Annotated in this window: 17 protein-coding genes and 1 tRNA gene; 12 read left to right on the top strand and 6 right to left on the bottom strand. The window is 71.6% G+C overall.

What is annotated here, in order from left to right; genetic code table 11:
* The first annotated feature begins 238 nt into the window (after nucleotides 1-238).
* Nucleotides 239-1,693 carry a ribosome biogenesis GTPase Der gene (gene der, locus ACFV04_RS02680; protein ID WP_360261409.1) on the top strand — a complete coding sequence of 485 codons (1,455 nt, stop codon included), beginning with the start codon at nucleotides 239-241 and terminating at the stop codon, nucleotides 1,691-1,693.
* Nucleotides 1,694-1,929: 236 nt separating this feature from the next.
* Here the strand turns inward: der and ACFV04_RS02675 are convergent, their stop codons facing one another.
* Both ACFV04_RS02675 and ACFV04_RS02670 read right to left on the bottom strand, forming a co-directional pair.
* Nucleotides 1,930-2,733, bottom strand: coding sequence for a hypothetical protein (locus tag ACFV04_RS02675; RefSeq protein ID WP_380526332.1), 804 nt, complete (start codon nucleotides 2,731-2,733; stop codon nucleotides 1,930-1,932).
* A 351-nt stretch (nucleotides 2,734-3,084) separates the two neighbouring features.
* The gene (locus tag ACFV04_RS02670; protein ID WP_380526331.1) at nucleotides 3,085-3,948 is read right to left on the bottom strand and encodes a hypothetical protein; all 864 of its coding nucleotides are present in this window, start codon (nucleotides 3,946-3,948) and stop codon (nucleotides 3,085-3,087) included.
* A gap of 591 nt (nucleotides 3,949-4,539) precedes the next feature.
* Between ACFV04_RS02670 and ACFV04_RS02665 the strand changes: the two genes are divergently transcribed.
* The 11 genes from ACFV04_RS02665 to ACFV04_RS02615 all read left to right on the top strand — a co-directional run bounded on the left by ACFV04_RS02665 (nucleotide 4,540) and on the right by ACFV04_RS02615 (nucleotide 13,562).
* Complete coding sequence (locus tag ACFV04_RS02665) at nucleotides 4,540-5,313, top strand: transglycosylase family protein (protein ID WP_380526329.1); 774 nt, start codon at nucleotides 4,540-4,542, stop codon at nucleotides 5,311-5,313.
* Between the two features lie 265 nt (nucleotides 5,314-5,578).
* Entirely contained in the window at nucleotides 5,579-6,007 is a 429-nt protein-coding gene (locus tag ACFV04_RS02660) for a transglycosylase family protein (RefSeq protein WP_380526328.1), read from the top strand.
* 164 nt (nucleotides 6,008-6,171) lie between these two features.
* A complete protein-coding gene (locus tag ACFV04_RS02655) occupies nucleotides 6,172-6,783 on the top strand; it encodes an alpha-ketoglutarate-dependent dioxygenase AlkB (RefSeq protein WP_380526353.1) in 612 nt (203 codons plus the stop codon).
* Nucleotides 6,784-7,006: 223 nt separating this feature from the next.
* Entirely contained in the window at nucleotides 7,007-7,876 is an 870-nt protein-coding gene (locus ACFV04_RS02650; protein WP_380336104.1) for an acyl-CoA thioesterase, read from the top strand.
* A gap of 269 nt (nucleotides 7,877-8,145) precedes the next feature.
* Entirely contained in the window at nucleotides 8,146-8,934 is a 789-nt protein-coding gene (locus tag ACFV04_RS02645; RefSeq protein WP_380526326.1) for a DUF1684 domain-containing protein, read from the top strand.
* A gap of 133 nt (nucleotides 8,935-9,067) precedes the next feature.
* On the top strand, nucleotides 9,068-10,522 hold the full coding sequence (locus ACFV04_RS02640; protein WP_380526324.1) for an MFS transporter: 1,455 nt from the start codon (nucleotides 9,068-9,070) through the stop codon (nucleotides 10,520-10,522).
* Between the two features lie 144 nt (nucleotides 10,523-10,666).
* Nucleotides 10,667-10,740: transfer RNA gene (locus tag ACFV04_RS02635), tRNA-Pro, on the top strand.
* 15 nt (nucleotides 10,741-10,755) lie between these two features.
* Entirely contained in the window at nucleotides 10,756-11,418 is a 663-nt protein-coding gene (locus ACFV04_RS02630) for a hypothetical protein (protein ID WP_380526323.1), read from the top strand.
* A gap of 99 nt (nucleotides 11,419-11,517) precedes the next feature.
* Nucleotides 11,518-11,688: a hypothetical protein gene (locus ACFV04_RS02625; protein WP_380526322.1), complete on the top strand. Its 171-nt coding sequence runs from the start codon at nucleotides 11,518-11,520 to the stop codon at nucleotides 11,686-11,688.
* Nucleotides 11,689-12,190: 502 nt separating this feature from the next.
* A complete protein-coding gene (locus ACFV04_RS02620; protein WP_380526320.1) occupies nucleotides 12,191-12,769 on the top strand; it encodes a DUF4240 domain-containing protein in 579 nt (192 codons plus the stop codon).
* Nucleotides 12,770-12,902: 133 nt separating this feature from the next.
* On the top strand, nucleotides 12,903-13,562 hold the full coding sequence (locus tag ACFV04_RS02615) for a hypothetical protein (protein WP_380526318.1): 660 nt from the start codon (nucleotides 12,903-12,905) through the stop codon (nucleotides 13,560-13,562).
* Between the two features lie 296 nt (nucleotides 13,563-13,858).
* On the opposite strand, the gene ACFV04_RS02610 is transcribed toward ACFV04_RS02615, so the two are convergent.
* The 4 genes from ACFV04_RS02610 to ACFV04_RS02595 form a co-directional block, all read right to left on the bottom strand.
* Nucleotides 13,859-14,065, bottom strand: a complete 207-nt coding sequence (locus ACFV04_RS02610) for a hypothetical protein (RefSeq protein WP_380336179.1) — start codon at nucleotides 14,063-14,065, stop codon at nucleotides 13,859-13,861.
* Nucleotides 14,066-14,302: 237 nt separating this feature from the next.
* Nucleotides 14,303-16,171: an APC family permease gene (locus ACFV04_RS02605; RefSeq protein ID WP_380526351.1), complete on the bottom strand. Its 1,869-nt coding sequence runs from the start codon at nucleotides 16,169-16,171 to the stop codon at nucleotides 14,303-14,305.
* 672 nt (nucleotides 16,172-16,843) lie between these two features.
* Entirely contained in the window at nucleotides 16,844-17,011 is a 168-nt protein-coding gene (locus ACFV04_RS02600) for a hypothetical protein (protein WP_380336182.1), read from the bottom strand.
* A 1,670-nt stretch (nucleotides 17,012-18,681) separates the two neighbouring features.
* Entirely contained in the window at nucleotides 18,682-20,604 is a 1,923-nt protein-coding gene (locus ACFV04_RS02595; protein ID WP_380526316.1) for an aminotransferase class V-fold PLP-dependent enzyme, read from the bottom strand.
* Nucleotides 20,605-20,612 lie beyond the last annotated feature (8 nt).

Below are 20,612 nucleotides of genomic sequence, written 5' to 3'. Positions count from 1 at the left end.
TTCGGTCGGGCCCGGCTTCTGCTGACCGGCGTGGATCCTGTCCGGCGTGGCCGCTGCCCTGCCTGGCCCTTGTCCGGTCGGGTGCCGGTCGGGGCCGGCCTTGCCGGGTTCGACCACCACTGAGTGAACCGCGGGCCGTCAAGGCGTCGCGGAGACAACAATCGCGCTGCCCCGAGCGGGGCAGGTACGCACGGCACGCCCCTGGGAAGGGCCGGGCCGGGAAACGGAACAGACGAACATGACCGCAGAGCACTCCACCGCCGATCACGGCGGGCTGGACGCCGCCGACTACGCCGAGTTCATGGCCCTCGCCGCCGAAGAGGGCCTCGACATCGACGGCTTCGACGCCGAGGACGGCCTCGACCACGTCCGACTGCCCGTGCTGGCCGTGGTCGGCCGCCCGAACGTCGGCAAGTCGACCCTGGTGAACCGCATCATCGGCCGCCGCGAGGCCGTCGTCGAGGACAAGCCGGGCGTCACCCGCGACCGGGTCACCTACGAGGCCAGCTGGAACGGCCGCCGCTTCAAGGTCGTCGACACCGGCGGCTGGGAGATCGACGTCCTCGGCATCGACGCCATGGTGGCCGCCCAGGCCGAGCTGGGCATCGAGCAGGCCGATGCGGTGCTGTTCGTCGTGGACGCCAAGGTCGGTGCCACCGACACCGACGAGGCCCTGATCAAGATCATCCGCCGGGCCGGCAAGCCGACCGTCCTGTGCGCGAACAAGGTCGACGGCCCCTCCACCGAAGCCGAGGCCGCCTACCTGTGGTCGCTGGGCCTCGGCGAGCCGTACCCGGTCTCCGCCCTGCACGGCCGCGGCTCCGGCGACCTGCTGGACGCCGTCATGGACGCGCTGCCCGAAGCCCCGCCGCAGACCTTCGGCGACGCCGCCCCCGGCGGCCCGCGCCGGATCGCGCTGATCGGCCGGCCGAACGTCGGCAAGTCCAGCCTGTTGAACAAGGTCGCCGGCGAGGAGCGGGTGGTCGTCAACGAACTGGCCGGCACCACCCGCGACCCGGTCGACGAGATGATCGAACTCGGCGGCAAGACCTGGAAGTTCGTGGACACCGCCGGTATCCGCCGCCGCGTCCACCTGACCGCCGGCGCCGACTTCTACGCCTCCCTGCGCACCTCCTCCGCACTGGAGAAGGCCGAGGTCGCGGTCGTCCTGGTCGACGCCAGCGAGACCCTCGCCGAACAGGACACCCGGATCATCTCGATGGCCGTCGAGGCCGGGCGCGCCGTCGTCATCGCCTACAACAAGTGGGACCAGCTGGACGAGGAGCGCCGTTACTACCTGGAGCGCGAGATCGAGCGCGACCTCGTCCAGGTGCAGTGGGCCCCTCGGGTCAACGTCTCGGCCAAGACCGGCCGGCACATGGAGAAGCTCGTCCCGGCGATCGAGACCGCGCTGGAGGGCTGGGAGACCCGCATCCCGACCGCGCGCCTGAACGCCTTCCTCGGCGAGCTCGTGGCCGCCCACCCGCACCCGATCCGGGGCGGCAAGCAGCCGCGCATCCTGTTCGGCACCCAGGCGGGCACCCGTCCGCCGCGCTTCGTGCTCTTCGCCTCGGGCTTCCTGGAGGCCGGCTACCGGCGCTTCGTCGAGCGCCGGCTGCGTGAGGAGTTCGGCTTCGTGGGGACGCCGATCTCGATCTCGGTGCGAGTCCGCGAGAAGCGCAAGAAGAAGTAGCGATAACGGCAGTCGTCGTTGGCGGGAGGAGTCGGTCGGTCGGCCGACTCCTCCCGGAGGGCCTCGTCACGGTGGTGACGGGGCCCTCCGGCGTTTCCGCGGGGCGGAGGGGCGAAGGGGGGAAGGGCCGGGGGGAGCGGGGGGTGGAGGGAACGTGGGTGGAGGGGGGTGACGGCGAAGGGCGGTGGCGAGGGCCCTCGGTGTTGCGCGTGACGGAGGGGCGGGCGGGGCCGGTGTCAGTGGCGGTCGCCGTTGCGGCCCGGGGGGAGGGAGAGCATCTGGCGGTGGCGGCCACCGGTGGACGGGGCGGTGGCGAGCCCGGTGGCCGTACCCATCACCGGGGAAGGGGCGGGCGGCGCGGGCGGTGCGGGCGCGGGTACGGACACCGGGTGCGGGAGCTGGCCGAGGTAGCCGGCGGCGACCCACCCCTGGCCGTTGGTGAACTGGGCCGCGCCGGTGGCGGGTTGGGCCGCGGACGGGGTGGTGGAGGGAGGGGGCGGTGCGGCGTGGCCCAGGCTGTCGTCGGCGGGGGCGGCGGGTTCGGGGTGGGGCCCGACGCGGGTGCCGTTGCCGTTTCCGTGGGCGTTGTGGTGGGTGCTGTGGTGACCGTGCTGGCCGTGTTGGTGGGCGGTGGCGTGGCTGCCGCCGTGGCCGGCGTGGGTGCCATAGGTGCTGTGGTGACCGTGGTGACCGGAGGTCGAGCCGGCGCCGTGCGGCTGGGCGGCCACGAACTGGGGGAGGCCCGGGACCTGGCCCGTGAGGGCGTGGAAGGCCTGCTGCTGGGACGTCGGGTACGGGCGCTGCTCACCGAGCAGGGGATAGCCGTCGCGCACCGCGAAGCCGGTGAACACGAGGTCCTCCTCGCCCGAGCGGTCGCCGGGCAGCGCGCGGAAGAGGCGTCGGTACTCGGAGTACAGCTCGTCGTAGATCGGCGTGGCGGAGTGCGGGTGTTCGGCGTCGTACGACGGGCGCATGCCGGGGATCGAGCGGGGGGCGGTGGCGGAGCGGCCGGGGGACGCGGAGACGTCGTAGCTGTACACGTAGGGCCAACGAGCGAGAGGGGGCGGGGGATGCGGGGCGCTCATGCGGGGGCGGGGGCGGGGCGGGGCATGCGTGGGGCTCATGGGTGGCGCACATGAGCGGCGCTCATGGGGGATCGTGCGTCACGTCTCATGAGCCGGCCTCATGGGGAGGGCATGAGCGGGACTCATGGCGGGGCGGTCAAGAGCGGCGCTCATGGGGGCCGGGCCTCTGCGCCCATGAGCGGGCCTCATGCGTGGTGCCCATGAGCGGGCCTCATGCCGAGCACCCGTGCGGTGCGAGTCCGCGCCGGAGACGGCCCGAGAAGTGGAGGGAGGGGCCGCCGTCCGGTGCGTACGGGGCGGGGCGGATCAGGTGCCGGCGAGCGGGAGGGAGGCGGCGACCACCTGGCCCAGCGCCACCGCCCGCTCCAGCGCCAGGCGCAGCAGGTCCTCGCGGGGCTGGCGGCCGACCATGCCGGCCGGGACGGCGTACATGGTCACCTCGGAGAGCTGGCTCGCCGCCATCCGCCAGGCATCGGTGACCTGGAGCGGCTGGTGCGCCTGCCACCAGCCGGTGCTGCCACCGGCTGCGGCGGGCTGCAGGATCGCGTGCAGCTTGCCCATCGCGACCAGGACCGACCAGCCGGGGAGTTGCTCCGGGGTCTCGTCCAGGTCGGTGACGGGCTGGAAGCCGGCGTCCTGGAGGAGGTCGAGGAACTCGTCCTCGCCGGAAGTGCTGCCGGGGCGGCCGACCGGGCCGGTGGGCTCGACCACCAGCGAGGCGTGACCGACCTTGCCGTGCAGGACGAGCCCGCAGGTGATGCCGAGGATGGCGGCCTGGCCGGGGGCGGGCGCCTGGGGCACGGCTTCGGCGGGGAGGCCCGGGCCGGGCACCGGGGGGGTCGGTGCGAAGGGGGCGTTCGGCGTGGGGACGGCGAGTTCCGGGGCGTCGGGCCCGGCCTGGCTGATGCTGCGGACGGCGCCGGCCAGCTGCTCCTCGGAGACCGGTACGACCTGGGAGGGGATGCAGCGGGCGTGGGCGAAGGCGAGCACGGCGGTCTCGTTGCCGACGAACAGCACGGTGCTGGTGGGTTCCACGTGGGTGTCGCCGGGGGTTCGGCAGGAGGTGCACTCGTAGCTGTCGGGGGCGCGGTCGCCGCCCAGTAGGCGGTCGGCCTCGTCGTCGCCGATCTCGGACCGGACCTCGTCGCTGACGTCGAGCATGCGCGGCACAGGGTCTCCTCGGATGGATGCGGATGGGGCTTCGGGGGCGGACACGGGGAGGTCGACATGCCCAACGGGCCCTTGTGTCAGGCGTCACGGGTGCCCGTCGAGGCTGACGGGAATTGCCTCGGATCCGACCGCGCCGCGTGTTCTCGTGGTCGCAATCTGTCGATGTCGGTGACGGGACTGCCGGAATGAAACGGTGAGGTGGGTCACGCGGCGGCGATGTTTGGTCTGGGAATCAACGGCCAAACCTGACATTTCGGTCATAAATGTATGGGTCTTACCGCCGGTAACCCTTGGCTGAGCTGGGGAGACCGTTCAAGTTTTGAAATCCCCACCGATCGGCTCGTAGCTTCTTGGTCGGCGCAACGAGCGCCACCCGGGCTCACCCCCGACGCACGGCCCCCCGGTCCGCCGGGCGTGGCAGGTGCCCGCCGACGCGACCGCTCGAACAGGTCGTCGGCGAGCGGCTGGGTGGCCGGGGCGGCAGCGGCACGTCCGACACGTGCACGGCCGTCCGACGGACGCGGCAAGCGAACGCGACCCCTGGCGGGGTCTGGTTCCGCATGTCCGCCCGGGGCTGTCGAGAGGAACCTCATGACCTTCCGTAACGAGACCGCCGCTGCCACCACCTCCACCGCCACCAAGCGCAACCGCGTCCGGATGGCTGTCGTGGCGGGCGCCGCTGTCGCGGCCCTGCCGGTGGCCGGCCTCGTCACGGCCACCTCGGCCTCCGCCGCCTCCGTCTCCACCTGGGACGCCGTCGCCCAGTGCGAGAGCGGCGGCAACTGGGCCATCAACACCGGCAACGGTTTCTACGGCGGTCTGCAGTTCACCTCCAGCACCTGGGCGGCCTACGGCGGCACCGCGTACGCCTCGCAGGCCAACCAGGCCACCAAGGCGCAGCAGATCGCCGTCGCCGAGAAGGTCCTCGCCTCGCAGGGCCCCGGCGCCTGGCCCGTCTGCTCCGTCAAGGCCGGCCTGACCAAGGGCGGCGCCCCGGCTGCCGTCGACACCTCGGCCGCCGCCAAGCCGGCCGCCCCGGCTGCCAAGCCCGCCACTCCGGCCGCCAAGCCGGCGCAGGCCCCGAAGGCTGACGCCGCCCCCAAGGCCGCCGCCGCGCCGACGGCCGCCGCCAAGCCGGCGCAGGCCCCGAAGGCCGCCCCGAAGGCCGACAACAACGCCAAGGCGTGGACCGGCTCGAACGACGCCAAGCCGGCCAAGGGCAACTACACCGTCAAGTCCGGTGACACCCTGAGCTCCATCGCCGCCGCGCAGGGCGTGGACTGGCACGACCTGTACAAGAACAACGCCAAGGTCATCGGTGGCAACCCGGACCTGATCTTCCCGGGTCAGGCCCTGAGCATCTGAGGTGCTGAGCATCCGAGGTCCTGAGGCTTCGAAGCGCTGAGGCTTCACGGCGGAGGCTTCGAAGCTTCGCTCCCCGGGCCTCCCGAGCGGCTGACACCGGCCGCCCGGGCTCCCCACCGGCTTCGGCTTCCACGGCCGCTCCTCCCCCGCGCGGGTCATCCGCCGGGTGGAGGAGCGGCCGTCGGCGTGTCGTGGCGGGTGGTGCGTGGTGTGCCTAGGGTCGGCTGTCATGCCGCATTCGTGTGAGGGACGTACGGGCTGGGCCGTGGCCCGAGCCGGTGCCGCCGTGGTGCTGGTGCTGGCCGTCGCCGCGGGCGGCGGCCGGGCGGGTGCCACCGTCCGGGTCGCGGACCCGGTGTGGGACGGGCTCGCCGATTGCGAGAGCGGCGGCGACTGGCAGGCGGACACCGGCAACGGCTACTACGGTGGCCTGCAGATCCGGCCCTCCACCTGGGCGGAGGCCGGCGGCCTGCGCTTCGCGGACCGGCCCGACCACACCGGCCGACGGGAGCAGACGACCGTCGGCGAGGAGATCGTCCGGCGGCAGGGGTGGGGGGCCTGGCCGTCCTGCGCCCGGGACCTGGGACTGATCGGGGTCGGTACCGACCCGGGGCACGACGTCGGCACCGGCACCGGGACCGGTACGGGGGCCGGCACTGAGACCGGGACCGGGACCGGGGCTGGGACCGGGTAGGGCCGGTGCGGGAGGATGGTGGGGTGATCCAGGGCGAGCTGTTCGGTGACCTGCCCGGGGCGGCCGGTGCCCCGCGGGCGGCCGGGACCCCCGGGACCCCCGGTGATCCGGCGGGTTCCGGGCCCGGGGCGCGCGGGCGTTTCGAACCCGCCCCCGGGGCCGTCCTGCTCCCCGGCTGGCTGGACCTCGACGCGCAGCTGCGCCTGATCGCCGCCTGCCGGGAATGGGCCCGCCCGCCGGCCGGCCTGCACACGGTGCGGATGCCCACCGGGGGGATGATGTCCGTCCGCATGGTGAGCCTCGGGTGGCACTGGTACCCGTACGGGTACCGGCGGGTCGCCGAGGACGGCGCGCCCGTCAAGCCGTTCCCACCCGAGCTGGGCAGCCTCGCCCGCCGGGCCGTCACGGAGGCGTACGGCGACGCGCGGCCCGAGGTCGCGGGCGCCACGTCCTACGGGCCGGACACCGCGATCGTCAACCACTACCCGCACGGCGCCAGGATGGGCCTGCACCAGGACCGTGACGAGCGCACGGATGCCCCCGTCGTCTCCCTCTCGCTCGGCGACCGCTGCGTCTTCAGGCTCGGGAACACCGAGACCAAGACCCGGCCGTGGACCGACGTGGAGCTGCACAGCGGGGACCTGCTGGTGTTCGGCGGCCCGGCCCGGTTCGCGTACCACGGGGTGGTGCGCACGCTCCCGGGGACGGCGGCGCCGGAGCTGGGGCTGGTGGGCCGGCTCAACATCACCGTGCGGGAGTCGGGACTGGGGGCGTAGGCGGGGGTGCCGGGACGGGACGGCCCGGGCGCGTCGTTCTCGTCGTGCCGTCGGCCCGGTTGTTTCCGTCATCCGTTCGTCGACTCGTTTACTCGTTCGAGTGAACTGGTGGCTCGGGCACGGTGAGCGGGAATGACCCGGGTCGCCGGAGAATTCGAGTGAGCTGGAGAATTCGATCGGAGTCCGCGTCCGCAGGGCCGGAGTCCGGAGAGGAAGCGTGCTCATGGGTACCCCCGTCGACGACCTCGTCGATCTGCTCGACCTGGAGCAGATCGAACTGAACATCTTCCGCGGGCGCAGCCCCGAGGAAGCGCTGCAGCGGACGTTCGGCGGCCAGGTCGCCGGGCAGGCGCTGGTGGCGGCGGGCCGCACGGTGGACGACGCGCGCCCCGTCCACTCGCTGCACGCCTACTTCCTGCGCCCCGGGGTGCCCGGCGTGCCGATCGTCTACCAGGTCGACCGGATCCGGGACGGCCGCTCCTTCACCACCCGCCGGGTGCTCGGCATCCAGGGCGGCCGGTCGATCTTCGCGCTCACGGCCGACTTCCACAGACCCGAGGAGGGCGGCATCGAGCACCAGCACCCGATGCCGCAGGTCGCCGCCCCCGAGGACCTGCCCAGCGCCCTCGAAGAGGTCGGCTCCCGGCTCGGTGAACTGCCCCCCTTCATCAGCCGGCGCCAGCCCTTCGACGTCCGGTACGTCGACCGGCTGCGCTGGACCAAGGAGGAACTGGAAGGCGTCGAGGCGCGCAGCGGCGTGTGGCTGCGCACCGACGGCCCGCTGCCGGACGACCCGCTGATCCACGTCTGCGCCCTCACCTACGCCAGCGACATGACGCTGCTGGACGCCGTCCGCGCCCCCGTCGAGCCGCTGTGGGGGGAGCGGCATTTCGACATGGCCTCGCTGGACCACGCGATGTGGTTCCACCAGCCGTTCCGGACGGACGACTGGCTGCTCTACCAGCAGGAGTCCCCGATCGCGCACGGCGCGCGCGGCCTGGCGCGCGGGCAGATCTTCGACCGGAACGGGCAACTGGTGGTGTCCGTCGTGCAGGAGGGGCTGTTCCGGCCGTTGAGGCGACCCGCCGAGTAGGCGTCGTGGGATGCCCGTCGTGGGATCCGCGTCGTGCGACCCCCGTCGCGCGATCCTTGGTGCGGGTTCGGCGGCGCGGATTCCGCGGTACGTGTTCCGCAGTGTCTGCCCCCGTGTCGAGCGATGTGTCGGCCTCGTTGCCGCCGCGTTGCGGTTTCGGCGGCTTCGGGCCGGCGGGAATGATCCGTCCGTGCGGGCAGCGTTGTGAATGACCGAGAAGGGCGGCCCGAACCACGGGCCGTCCGCGGACCGACCGGGAGGGTGGACCGATGACGGCGACGGCCGCGGAGGACTGGAAGCACTGGAGCGACGGCCGGGCGGCGTCCGTGAGCGCGCCGCACGGCCAGCTCGCACTCACCGGCACGCACTGGCTGGAGCCCGGGCCCGCCGAGATCCCCGGCCTGCCCGGGCACTGGTGGGCCGACGGCGAGGGCGTCCGGGTCAGGGCGACGTCCGACGACGGCATCACCGTCGCGGGCGCGGACGGACCGGTGGACGGCGAGGTGCTGCTGCGCCCGGACAGCGACCCGGCCGCGGACACCGCGACCCGGGGCGACCTGCTGCTCGTCCCGATCGAGCGCGAAGGCGAACTCGCCCTGCGGGTCTTCGACCCGGCATCACAGCGTCGGGCCGCCTTCGCGGGCATCAGTGCCTACCCGTACGCGCCCGAGTGGGCCGTAACCGCGGTCTTCACCCCGTTCGACGACGAGACCGGGTCGGTCGTGGTCCCCAACGCCGACGGCAAGGAGCGCCCGCTCGCCGTCACCGGGCAGATCGCCTTCACCGTGGCCGGGGAGCACCGCACGCTGACCGTCAGCCGGTCGGGCAAGCGACTCACCGGAGTGATCGCGGACGCGGGCAGCGGCATCGACACCTACCGCTTCCGCTTCATCACGCTGCCGGCGCCGGACGCCGACGGCCGTACGGTCCTCGACCTCAACCGGGCCTACCTGCCGCCGTGCGCCTTCTCGGACCACTTCATCTGCCCGTTCCCGCCGCCGGGCAACCGGCTGGACTTCGCGGTGGAGGCAGGGGAGAAGCAGGTGCTCAACCGGTAACCGACGCTGCCCGGGCCGGCGGCGGCGCAGGGCCCGGGTCCGTGGTCGCGGTGGGCGTGGTGCCGGGCCGAGGGCGGTCCGAGGGCGGGCCCCGGTGCGGGACGGCCGGGCGCGGGGCGGAGTATGGGGAACCATGTCGAACGATCAACATTCCGCCCCCGCCGTGTCGGCGGACACGCCCCCGGCCGCCGAGCCGCCCGCCGCAGTGCCGCCCGTCGCAGTGCCGCCCGCTGCCGCGCCCGGGCCTGATCCGGTCGACGCACCCCCCACCGGCGGCGCTGCGGCCGCCGGTGCCGCGGTGTCCGACGCCGTGGCCGCCGGCCTCCTGCCGACGGACCCGGTGGCCACCGCCGCGCCGTGGTACCGGCGGGCGTTCGCCGACCTCAGCCCGCTCCGCGACAACGTCGACTACCGCCGGGTCTGGCTCGGCCAGGCAGTCTCCTCCATCGGCCAGCAGATGACGGCCGTCGCCGTCTCCATCCAGGTCTACGACCTGACCGGCTCCGCCTTCGCGACCGGTCTGGTCGGCATCTTCTCCCTCGTCCCACTGGTCGCCTTCGGCCTGTACGGCGGTGCGATCGCCGACACCGTCGACCGGCGCCGACTCGGCCTCATCGGCTCGGCCGGCTTGGCGGTCGTCTCCGCCGTCCTCGCCGCCCAGGCGTTCGCCGGTCTCGGCCTGGTCGCCGTCCTGTACGCCGCCGTCGCCGCCCAGGCGGGCTTCTTCGCCCTCAGCTCACCCGCCCGCTCCGCGATGATCCCCCGGCTGGTGCCCTCCCACCAGCTCCCGGCCGCGAACGCCCTGAACACCGTCAGCATGAACCTCGGCCTCACCGTCGGCCCGATGCTCGGCGGCGTCCTCATCGGCGCCTACGGGGCCCAAGCCGCCTACCTGCTCGACACCGTCGCCTTCACCGGCACCCTCTACGCGATGTGGCGCCTGCCCGCCATGCGCCCCCTCGGCGAGCGCAAGGGCCGCGCCTCCGTCCTCGACGGCCTCCGCTTCCTCCGCGACCAGCCCAACCTGCGCACCAGCTTCCTCGCCGACCTGGCCGCGATGGTCTTCGGCATGCCCCGCGCCCTCTTCCCCGCCATCGCGGTCACCTTCTACGGCGGCGACGCCGGCACAGTCGGCCTCCTGGTCTCCGCCCCGGCCGTGGGCGCCCTGATCGGCGCGCTCTTCTCCGGCTGGGTCGGCCGCGTGCACCGCCAAGGCGCGGCCGTCCTCGCCGCCGTCGTCGCCTGGGGCCTGGCCATCGCCGCCTTCGGCACCCTCCACAACCTCTGGCTCGGCCTCGTCCTGCTCGCGGTCGCCGGCTGCGCCGACACCGTCAGCATGATCTTCCGCAACACGATGATGCAGGTCGCCGCCCCGGACGAGATGCGCGGCCGCCTCCAAGGGATCTTCATCGTCGTCGTCGCCGGCGGCCCCCGCCTCGGCGACTTCGAGTCCGGCACCGTCGCCGCCCTCACCAACCCCGCCACCTCCGTGATCAGCGGCGGCCTCGCCTGCGTCGCAGCCGTCCTCCTCCTCGCCGCCCGCCGCCCCGCCTTCCTCGCCTACGACGCCCGCCACCCGACCCCCTGACCCCCGGGCCACCCCACCCCCGAACCTGGCAGCGAGCACCCCCCGACGTGCTGTATTGTTTTCCACGTCGCCGGGACAACCGGAGGCAAGGTCGAGAAGCCCACAGCAGAGCCCCCCAGGCCCTCGCTGCAGGCGCCGAGACCACGGGACGTGGCGCAGCTTGGTAGCGCACTTGACTGGGGGTCAAGGGGTCGCAGGTTCAAATCCTGTCGTCCCGACAAGGGTTCATCCCATTGTCGCAGGTCAGAGGCCGTTTTCTCGTTCGCGAGGAAGCGGCCTTCGCCGTACGCCGGGGACCGCCTCTCACATTCGTTTCACGCGTTCTCACCACAAGCGGGGACCGGTGGGAGCGTGCTGCGGCTGTTCTGGCCCTCGTCGCCTGGGCGCAGGACACCGGCGATCTGCTCACCGACCCGGACTCGGCGATCCGTGCCTGTGCCGCCCTCGCCCCGCTCCCCGCTGAGGACCCGCGCCCCACCGCCGTCCTTCTGGAGGCACTGTCGGACCCGCACACCGCCGACCACTGGTGCGACGCTGAACCCCTGCCCCAATTCGACGGCTGGTTCCGCTTCGCCCTCCTTCGGGCGTTGCTCGCCCGCACCACCACGCTGGAAGAAGTCCTCGACGCCGCACTGGCCTTGATGCCAATGGCCAACGACTTCACCGTCGAACGCGACTGTGGGCCGCTCCTGCTGCGTGCCTTCCCCGACGGCAACGCCGGCGAGGCGGCCCTCACCGACGCTCCGCGCCGACTCGTCAGCGCCATCGCGGCCAAGGACAACTGTCGGGGCAGCATCGGCAGCAAGATCACATGGTTGCGCAGCGCCGGACTGCCGACGGACCGAGCCTCCTTCCGCGTTCTTCTGGCAAACCCCGGCCGGGCCGCGGGCGTCTGACGAAGCGTGAAGAGCCCGGACCGTAGGGGCCCTGCCGGTCGCCGGAGGCGGGGGCCGAGTTCCCCAACCAGGCCGGCTGAGGGGTGGCAGGTGTGCGGCATGCGGCAGTGCCTCGGGCGCTCGTCCGATGCCCGGAGCGACTGGGTGCTCAGCCGGGAACGCCAGCCTGCGTTCGGCATCCTGCGCGATGTGGTCGGGAACATCGTCGAGTGCCCCGAACGCCTCCCACGGTCGCTGGTGGCCGGCTTCGGAGAGGCGCTCGATCAGTAGTTGTTCGAGATCAGTGACGTGCTTGCCTTCCAGACCTTGTCGGCCAGGCTGACCAGCAGGTCGTCGGTGCTGACGCCGGGGGTGTTCCACGATGCGTGGCTGCGGGCGAAACGGGCGAGCTCCTCGGTGACTCCCCGGGCGATCAGCAGGTCGTGGCCGGCCCCCTCGTGTGCGGAGCCGGGCCAGGAAAGCTCCGCGGGGTGCAGGACCTTCCCGATGTCGTGGGTGGCGGCGCCGAAGAGGGCGAACGTGCCGGTTGAAGTCCAGCTGAGGGTGGTGCTGTTCGGCCCAGTCAGCCAGTCGGTGGGCGAGTCGTGGACGGCCCGGAGATGGGCCGCGAGCCTGGGGGGCGTGCAACTCTCCGAGGAGGACGGTGGCCTGGCGCGGGAGGGGGTGCAGTACGGGGTCGCCGGGCAGGGTGAGGGCTCGCTGCAGTGCGTTGGGGGTCATTCGGGACACGGCAGGTCTCAATTGTCGGAGCCTGCTGCAAGGGTGGATGGTCATGGACATCGACGGGTTCTGGAATGTGGTCGGGGTAACGCGGGCCGAAAGCAGCGGCTCGCATGGTAAAGCGTTCGCCGAGGCATTGGTGGACCGGCTGGCGGGGCTCTCGCAGGAGGAGATCCTCGGCTATCAGGAGCGATTCGACGAGGTGCACGGGGCCGTGTACCGCTGGGACGTGTGGGCCGCTGCCTATCTCATCGGGGGAGGTTGCTCGGACGACAGTTTCATGGACTTCCGAGCCGGCCTGATCGCCCTCGGGCGGGACTGGTACGAGCTGGTAGCCGCTCGCCCGGATGATCTGGCGGACCACCCCGCAGTGATCGAGGCCGCGGCCCGGGGCTTCGACTACGTGATCTTTGACGAGGACGTGAACTACGCGGCCGGCCACGCGTTCGAGCGTCTGACGGGTGACGCTGATGCCTTTCACGAGGCGTGGAAGCGCCATCGGGCGGGGCAGGACCTGGGCATGGCGCTGGAGTTCGACATGGGTGAGGACTTCGACTTCGACGACGCTGACGAGATGCACCGTCGCCTTCCCCGTCTTGCTGCCCTCTACCTGGGCGCAGCCGCCGCCTGAGACGTGTCAACGCCTCGAAGAGCGCCGCTACCCGGGATAGGGCTGCTGTCTTGGTGGTTCTGCCGACGTCCCTTGTGCGGCGGCTTGGCGGCGACCGTGCGGGTTGTCACCGGGGTCCGCTTGGATGGTCGGCATGACCGTCAACGATGTCGCCCGTTCCCTGCCCGATCCCGACGTCCTGCGGGACCACTGCCGGGCTTTGGCGATGCTGGATGCGATCCTCAGTCCCGATTGGTCCTCGCGCTACTACTCCTTCGACGCCCGGTGGTCGCCGACGGAGGAGATGGCCTCGATGCGCAACGGTTCGGGTGATGAGTACTCGATCGTCTTCGCGCCGGCCGGTGTGTACATCCGGGGCTTTGACCACGAGTCGCCGATGAGCCCCTATGCCGGGGAGGGAGTGTGGCAGGGCGTGGTGGACTCTGTTCCGGAAGAGTTCCGGTCGTGCGTCGAGGAACCCGCGTTCAGCGACGACGGCGTTCCGACGGTGACGGCCTGCCTGTGGCGTAGGACGACTGACGAGAGTTGGCAGACGGGAGAGATCGACTTCCCGGAGGGCCATGTCGATCCCGACGGGGCCGACTGGTTGTTCCGGCTCCTCGCCGACCGATCTCCGGAGGCGTACGCGAGCTTTGCCATCGACTACTACGAGATACCAGTCGACCTGGATACCGTCCGGCACATCTGTGCTCTGCGGCCACTCACCGATGACGTGGTCCGTGCCCTCAACGCCGAGCTGACCCCAGCGGACCTTGCCGAGGACATCGCCGAGATCGGCTACCCCACAACGTAGGGAAATCGGCCGGACGAATATTCCGCCGCGCAGTGGCGCGCGCCTGGATCTCTGCCGTCCCGCGCGACCGGGAGCATCGTTGTGGGGTGCGCGTCGTGGCAGGCGACTTCGCCTCACGACGACCCGGCCCCGCCCCGGCAGGCCCGACCACCGGGGCGCACTGCCGGCTCGCGGGGGCGGGCCGCCGGCCGTGGCCGAACGATGCGTCCCGCGGCGTGCTCACTGGCACGGCACGGGTGCCTCCGCGGGCGGCGGGGCGGCCGTGCTCTGCCCACGGCGAGGCTCGGAGCCTCGTTCTAAGCGTGCTCGTCCCAGTTGATGCGTTCCACGGCATGCGGCGGGAACGACACCCGAGATCCGTCCTTCTGAGTAACGTGCACCCATCCGTGCTCGTCGATGCGAATGATGCCCCCGACCGACTCGCCGAGCGCAACGCCGGGGCTGACGTATCCCGCCCCACGGGCCAGGTGCACTGTTCCGGGGTTCGCCTCAAGGCCTGCCATGACCTGATTGTCCGGCTTTGCAACCGGGTCCACCATCGGAGCCCTGTCATGCCCGCCCAAGGGCCCTGATGTCCACCTCCGTGCCCTGGTCGGCTCGGGGTCAACCATCCGTTGCGCCCGCCCTTGCCGCGGGTCGGCTTTTCCAGGGCGGACGAGGAACCGTCCCGGTGGCCCGACGAAACGGACGGGCCGCTGCGCGCGGTCGGACACGTCGGGTTGCTCGGTGCCGCCGCGGTCCTACACGTGGAACGGGACGGTCGTGACGACGACCTTCGGCAGGGGGCGCAGCGCTCTCCTCAGCCTGGCCGCGAGCCGGTTGTGCAGGAGGCGGTGGCGCCAGTGCCGGACGACGATCTCCGGGAGGATGACGGTCAGGGTGAGGTCCGGGCGCTGGTGGTGCAGCGACTCGATGTAGTTCACCAGCGGTGCGACGATCGCGCGATAGGGGGAGAGGACGATCTTCAACGGCAGGTGGTCGCCCCACAGGTTCCAGTACTCGCGGAAGCGTTGGGCCTCGTCCGCGCTGGGGCTGATGTGGAGCGCGAGGACGGGCTGCTGGAGCGAGGCGGCGTAGGCCAGCGCTCGCATGCCGGCCAGGTTCAGTGAGGCGATCGGCACGATCGACAGGGGGTGGATCTCCTCGGGAGTCTCCTCGCTCTCCGCATCGGCCGTGGTCCCGGGCGGCGCCCCGGGGGCGGTGCCCGGTGTCCGTGCGGTGGCTCGTGTTGCGCCGTCCCCCGAACTCGGCGGTGTGATGGTGCGGCTGGGGACTTCGACGGCATGGGGATGCAGGGCGATCGCCGCGCCGACCGTGTCGTAGTGGTGCCGGATCCGTGTCGTCACCAGGATGAACAGTCCCACCATGAGCACGGCGAACCAGGCGCCCTCGGTGAACTTCGTGATGCCGGCGGTGACGAAGACGATCGCAGAGAGCACGGCGCCGGTGGCGTTGAAGGCCAGGCTCTTGCGCCAGTGGCGGTCGCGCAGGCGCCACCAGTGCACGACCATGCCGGCCTGCGACAGTGTGAAGGCGAGGAAGACACCGACGGCATAGAGCGGGATCAGGGGGCCGGTTTTGCCGCCGAACGCCGTGTAGATCGCCGCCGCCGCGACGGAGAGCAGGATGATCCCGTTGCTGAAGGCGAGGCGGTCGCCCAGCCTCAGGAAGATCCTCGGTGCCTGGTGGTCGCGCGCCAGCAGGTACAGGACGCGGGGGAAGTCGTTGTAGGCGGTGTTGGCGGCGAGGAGCAGGACCGCGGCGGTGGCGGCCTGGGTGAAGACGTAGAGGAAACCCGAGCCGAAGGTGCGATGGGCGAGCTGTGACAGCACCGTCTCGTTCGCACGGGGCACGACGCCGTCGAGGTGGACGAGTGCGATCGTGCCCGCGAACAGTGTGACGAGCAGGCCGATCATCCAGGTCAGTGTCGTGCGGGCGTTGCGCCACTCGGTCGGCTGGAAGGCGGGCACCGCGTTGGAGATCGCCTCGATGCCCGTCATCGCCGTCGAGCCGGAGGCGAAGGCACGCAGGACCAGGAGCAGGCTGATGCCCTCGGTCGCGGTCGGTTGTGGTGTCGCCGTCGGGTGGAAACCGTGGCCGGCCGCATCGGACAGACCCACGGCGACGAGTACGAGGACCGCGAGGACGAAGGCGTACGTCGGTGCGGCGAACAGCGCACCCGCCTGCCGCACACCGCGCAGGTTGCCGGCGAGCAGCACGGCGATCACGACGACGCCGATCGGCACGATGTCGGGTTCGAGCGAGGGGACCGCGGACGTGACCGCCGCCATCCCGGAGGCGATCGAGACCGCGACCGTGAGGATGTAGTCGGTCACCAGACCGGCAGCGGCCGTCAGCCCGGGAAGGCGGCCCAGGTTGGCGGTGGCGACGATGTACGAACCACCGCCGTGCGGATAGGCGCGGATCGTCTGACGGTACGACACCCCGACCGCGAGCATCAGGAACACGATCGTCACGGCGATCGGCACCGAGTACCGCAACCCGGCGGCACCAGCGAGGACGAGGACGGCCAGCATCGCCTCGGGCCCGTACGCGACCGAGGAGAGCGCGTCGGCGGAGAGCACCGGCAACGCCACCAGCTTGCGCATCCGCTCGTGCGCGATCGCGGTGCTCCTCAGCGGCGCCCCGAGCACCACGTGTCGGACCCTGGAACCGACCCGGCCGAGCCGAGAAGTCCGCGTGTCCTCGCTGGTCGCCTCGACCGCCGGCGGTCGTCCGCCAACCGCGGCGACCCGTACGAAACGGCCGAGGCGGACCGGCAGGATCTCCGAAGGAGCGGGATAACGACCGAGATCCGGATCCACCGGCAGCGCACGCCGCCATGCCCGCGGATCCCCGGCGACCCGACCCCACTCGAGCCCCACCCGGCGCAACACCCCGAGCTGCTCCGCGTCGAGCGCCGACAGCAGGGCGTCGGGGCTCGACGCGCCGCCCCCCTGCGCGCCGTCCTTGCCACCCCTACTCGTATCCGACACGGCACACAGTGTTACGCATGGCGTCCCCCGTCGGATCAAGGCGCACGCCGGGCTGCCTCGTGCTCGGAGCGGAGGGTCGTGCGTCCCTCGCCCTGTCCGGACACGGGTGCCGGCCGGCCTGGTGCCTTCGTGCAGGGCAGTTCGCCGGTACCCGGTCCAGGACAGGTCCAGGACGGTCCAGGCGAGGTCCGGGCCGGGTCCAGGACCGGCGGCCCCGACTCGGCGCGTCGCAGGCACCTGCTGCGAAGCGGTTCCCCGTACTGATCGGCAGACTTCCGGCGGGTCTCAGCGGTTGGAGGAGCGGCCGCCGCGCCGGAGCCGGACGGCGGAAATGACCATGGCGATGATCAGTACGGCGATGCCGATGAACAGCAGATAGATCAGGCCGTGGGTGGCCACGCCGACGATGCCGAGCACGATCGCCAGGATGATCAGGAACAGCACCAGTGCCATCTTCGGTCTCCTTCGGTTTGCGAGGGTCCTATCGGCGGGTCAGGCGGCGTTCACCGCCCGCGCCCGGCGCGTAGTCCGGCTCGTAGTGGGCGAAGATCGCCGCCTCGTCCTCGGCCGGCAGTACGCCGTCGGTGCCGATCGCCGGCGCCTTCTTGACCCGGCTCCTGGGCCGGGCGACCTGCAGACAGCTCGGGCCGACCCGGGCATCGACCTGCGGGACGCGTTCGTCCGTACGCTCTCCAGGCCCGCTCCTGGCCGCGGGCGATCAGGGTCCGGGTCCGGGAGGGACGGCACACGATCGGCGAGCCCCAGGCCGAGACCGAGTGGTCACGCGAGTAGCCGGACCGGCCGCGGGCGGCGGGGGCCGGCCAGGGTCGGGGCCGGCGATCGTCGGTGGTGTGTCCTTCGGTGAACGGCGTCGTCCGCCTGCCCGCGGGTCTGCGGTCGGCGTGCCCGCGGCCGTCAGGCGGTCGGTGCCGGTGCGCGTGTCGGCCGGGTCGTACGCCGCTGTCACCAGTCACTCGGCGGCGGAGGCCTCGCCTGCCTTGGGCTCGTTTGCGGACGGCCTCGAGCTGCCGCCAGGGCACGGCAGTAGGCCGCAGACCGTGGACGATGCACTCCTCCACCGTACTCCGGCCGCAGCCCCGGATTTCGGGGTGAGCAGGGGCGGTCGGCGGGTTGCCGTTGGTCGACCTTCGTCTCGAACTCCGCCACGGGCACCCCGGTTTGCCCGCAGCGGTCCTCTCCGTCGGCCGGCTTCCTCGCCTGGCCTCCACGTGGATCGGCGTGCGACTCACCGACACTTCCCTGTCCCCGCACGACGCCGGCCCTCACCCTCTTGCGGCACCTCGGCCAGGATGGATCCTGCGACTGTGAGGTGAGGCGCAGGAAATCTCTCGGGTGGATTTGCTGCTCAAACGTCACGCGAGGGAATTTTCACATATCAACTCATGTGCACGGCGGGCTCGAATTCCCGTATTGAGGAGTATCCTGGAAATTACCGGGAGAAGTTACCGGTAGGACGATCGCGAGGAGGCGAATATGCGGATCACTGAGGCAGGATTCCTGGCTCTGCGACTCGTGGTCGAAAAAATGTCCGCCTCTTCGGCGGGCGAGATCACAGGGTGAATCGGGGTCAGGGGGGGCGTGGATTCAGATCCTGTTGCCCCGGTCGGCGCTATGTTCATGCAGACCGGAAGGCCGTTCCCCGCAGCGATGCGGGGAACGGCCTTTTTGCGGGGCGGGGCCGTGCGCCATGGTTCGGCGGAGGGTGGGTTGTGCCGGCGTCCAGCAGTGGTGAAGTAAGCGGCGCAGGTGGTGGAGACTGCTCCGCAGGCTGTCGAGGACCGGTCGGGTCGGGCCGGCAATGGTCGGGTCGTCGGCATCCGCTCACAACCGAGCCGCGGCGGGACAACTCACAGCGGCTCGCGCACCTCTCACGGGGCTCTCACGGATTGAGTGCCACGAGGCGGCATCGGGCGTTGTACGGAGCGGACGAGATGGGCCCTGAATTGCGCCCCGGTTGCTCCGGCGATTCCGGAGCGTTTTGGGATGCGATCACCGAAGGTTGGTCCAGGGCGGGCGGCGTCGATCGGTTCGGCCCGGCCTCGCGCGGTCGCCTCGTCCGGCCTTCGGCGATGTCCGGTGCGCGAACGGGCCCACCCGCTGGTTCAGCGGGCTTCCGTGGCGTCGGGGTGTGGCTGCAAGCAGGCCTCGGCGATGGGGAAGTGACGGAGGGCCTCGAAGCCTTCGGGAAGGTCGAGGTGGCCTTCGGCCATGCCTCCGGGGCGGTCGGCGACGAGGCGGCGTGCGTGGGCGAGGTAGCCCGCCAGGGACTTCTCGCCGTGGCGGGCCGGTCTGTCGGCGCGGTTCCGGTCGGGGCCGTCCAGGGTGTGGAAGCGGAAGTCGGCCAGGCTCAGCGGGGCTTCCGCCGGGCCGCCCTCGTGGCGCCAGAGGCCGGCGTCCGGAGTGAAGCGGTAGTCGGCGAGCAGGCGATGACCGTCCGTGGCTATGAAGTCGACCGCGTCGACGATGAAGTCCCGGACGGTGTCGGACATGAAGTACGGAAAGCTGACTCGCGTCCAGCCGGGCTTGATGCCTTCGTGGCCTTGTGTGACGATCTCGTCGCGCAGCGCCGCCGAATGGTCGTCGTCGATCCCCAGCAGACGGTGCCCGTACGGGCCGGCGCAGGAGCAGCCGCCGCGGGCCTGGATGCCGAACAGATCGTTGAGGAGCGCGACCACGAAGTTGTGGTGGAGGTAGCGGTCGCCGTGTCGGATCAGGAACGAGACGATCGGCAGGCGCGGCACGTGGGTGGCACCGAGGATGACGATGTTCGGGTTGTTCTGCCAGCGGGCCAGGACCGCGTTCCAGGATCGCTCCTCCCTGGCGTGGATCAGCTCGGTGCCGACCATCTCCTTGACCCCGAAGGCGAGGCTGGCGCGGATCGACTCGACGATGGCCGGCGTGCCGCCTTCTTCCCGGGCGACCACGTCGTCGAGGTAGTACTGATGCCGGGGATCCACGAAGGCCACGGTGCCGCCGCCCGGCATGGTGGGTACCCGATTGCGGACCAGGCTCCGCCGAACGATGAGCACTCCCGGGGACTGCGGGCCTCCGACGAACTTGTGGGGTGACAGGAAGACGGCGTCCTTGTGATCGATGCGGCCCGGTGCCGACTCGGTGACACGGATCGGCAGGTATGGCCCCGCCGTCGCGAAGTCCCAGAAGGACAGGGCTCCGTGAGCGTGCAACAGGGAGGCGATGCGGTCGGTGTCGGTGAGGATGCCGGTCACGTTGGAGGCTGCCGAGAAGCTGCCGATGCGTAGTGGCCGGTCCGCGTAGCGGGCGAGTTGGGTACACAGATCGTCCTCGTCGATCCGGCCGTCCGAATCCATCGTGATGACCACGACATCGGCGATCGATTCCCGCCAGGGCAGTTCGTTCGAGTGATGTTCGTAGGGGCCGACGAAGACGACCGGCCGCTGCTCCGCTGCCATGGCGTGCGCCTGGCTGTGCTGTTCGGCCGGCCCGACCGGGCTCTGCAGTTCCAGAAGGCCGACGAGTTTGTTCACCGCGGCCGTGGTTCCCGAGCCGCAGAAGAGCACGACGTGGTCGTCGGTGCCGCCGACCGCGCGGTGGATGAGCTCGCGGGCCTCCTCGCGCAGGCTGGATGTCTGCAGACCGGTGGCGGAGCTCTCCGTGTGGGTGTTGGCGTACCGGGGGAGGACTGCCGCACGGAGCCAGTCCTCGATGAAGTCCAGCGAACGCCCGGAGGCCGTGTAGTCGGCGTAGGTGATGCGCCGCGGCCCGTAGGGGCCCGGCAGCACGTCGCCGTCACCGATGAGGCCGTGCCGGATCCGGGTCAGGCGCGCCATGGCAGCGCCCGACGGTGCCTCTGCGTCGGACCGGTCGGCAGCCGTGCGTCCGGTCGTCTTGCTCCCGCCCGAGGCGTCCTGATACATGCCCGGCTTGTTCCGGCGGGACCGGCCGATCAGCCCGAACGGTTTCCTGAGGGCCGTGATGACAGTGCTCTTTTCCACGCGAAGCCTTACGACGGTGTTCGGCCGTAGGTTCAACGTGATGCCGGTCACGGGCGCCG

This window comes from Kitasatospora sp. NPDC059599 (assembly GCF_042735125.1).
Classification (GTDB): domain Bacteria; phylum Actinomycetota; class Actinomycetes; order Streptomycetales; family Streptomycetaceae; genus Kitasatospora.
Note: the sequence above shows the minus strand (reverse complement) of the source record. Positions and strands in the feature narration are given on the sequence as shown.